Annotated in this window: 1 protein-coding gene; it reads left to right on the forward strand. The window is 47.2% G+C overall.

The window, feature by feature from the left end:
• Nucleotides 1-274 precede the first annotated feature (274 nt).
• Complete coding sequence (locus KO497_RS09950) at nucleotides 275-1870, forward strand: isocitrate lyase (RefSeq protein ID WP_178968674.1); 1596 nt, start codon at nucleotides 275-277, stop codon at nucleotides 1868-1870.

Below are 1870 nucleotides of genomic sequence, written 5' to 3' on the forward strand. Positions count from 1 at the left end.
GGCTGAGTTATACCTAAAACATTAGCGGCTCTGGTGACATTTCTCTCCCTTAAGAGCACGTCAATGTAGACCAACAAATTTAAATCAATATGTTCTAAGTTCATGCTACACCTCTACAGCCCTTTAAACATAAGGGAATCACACCTTTATTCATTAAATAAATGGTAACAATAATTACCATTTATTTCTATTATAAGGCGAGTTTCCCTAAAATGGATCGCATAACAAAACAATGAATGACACCTAACCGTCTCTTACTCTCAGGATGATAAATATGTCTACTATACTGAATGATATCGATGCAATCGCAACACTCCGCGCTCAACAAGGCGCTGCGTGGGAAGCCATCAACCCTGAATATGCCGCTCGTATGCGCGCTCAAAACCAGTTCAAAACAGGTTTGGATATCGCTAAGTACACCGCTAAAATCATGCGCGATGACATGGCTCGTTACGATGCCGACTCATCTCAGTACACGCAATCTCTTGGCTGCTGGCACGGGTTTATCGGCCAACAGAAAATGATCTCTATTAAGAAGCACTTTAATAGCACTGATCGCCGCTATTTGTACCTGTCTGGTTGGATGGTAGCGGCTCTGCGCTCTGAGTTCGGTCCTTTACCTGACCAATCTATGCACGAGAAAACCTCGGTTGCATCACTCATCGAAGAGCTTTACACCTTCTTGCGTCAAGCTGATGCTCGTGAACTAGGCGGCCTATTCCGTCAGTTAGACGCCGCTCGTGACGCCGGTGACAGCGCCGCTGAAAAAGCCGTACAAGCTCAAATCGATGGTTTCCAAACACACGTTGTTCCAATCATTGCTGATATCGATGCAGGGTTTGGTAACGAAGAAGCCACTTACCTTCTTGCTAAGAAGATGATCGAAGCCGGTGCTTGCTGTATCCAGATCGAGAACCAAGTATCTGACGAGAAGCAGTGTGGCCACCAAGACGGTAAAGTAACGGTGCCCCATGCTGACTTCCTTGCTAAGATCCGTGCAGTGCGTTACGCGTTCCTTGAGCTAGGTGTTGATGACGGTGTTATCGTGGCACGTACTGACTCATTGGGTGCGGGCTTAACAAAACAGATCGCTGTAACGAACGAGCCAGGCGACCTAGGCGATTTGTATAACGCCTTCCTAGACGGCGATTACGTTGAAAGTGCTGATGACATCAACAACGGTGACGTGGTGGTTAAAGCCAACGGTAAACTACTCAAGCCTAAGCGTTTAGCATCTGGTTTGTTCCAGTTCAAGAAAGGTTCTGGCGAAGACCGTTGCGTACTTGACTGCATCACATCTCTACAAAACGGTGCTGACTTGTTATGGATCGAGACTGAGAAGCCTCACGTGGGTCAAATTGGCGGCATGGTTAACCGTATCCGTGAAGTGGTTCCTAACGCTAAGCTGGTTTACAACAACTCACCTTCGTTCAACTGGACATTGAACTTCCGTCAGCAAGTATTTGATGCGATGGTTGAAGAAGGTAAGGATGTTTCTGCTTACGATCGTGCTGGTTTGATGGACGTTAAGTACGATGAGACTGAGTTGGCCATCGAAGCTGATAAGCGTATCCAGACGTTCCAAGCGGACGCGGCACGTGAAGCCGGTATCTTCCACCACTTGATCACATTGCCTACGTACCACACCGCGGCCTTGTCGACTGACAACTTGGCTAAAGAGTACTTCGGTGAGATGGGTATGTTGGGTTATGTCGCTGGCGTACAACGTAAAGAGATCCGTCAAGGTATCGCCTGCGTTAAACACCAGAACATGGCTGGTTCTGACATGGGTGATGATCACAAAGAATACTTCTCTGGTGATGCCGCACTGAAAGCGTCTGGTAAAGACAATACGATGAACCAGTTCTAA

Source organism: Pacificibacter marinus, assembly GCF_018860665.1.
Lineage (GTDB): Bacteria > Pseudomonadota > Alphaproteobacteria > Rhodobacterales > Rhodobacteraceae > Celeribacter > Celeribacter marinus_A.

Coding starts and splice junctions, on each gene's coding strand:
- KO497_RS09950 (WP_178968674.1), top strand. CDS start 275: ATGTCTACTATACTGAATGATATCGATGCAATCGCAACACTCCGCGCT.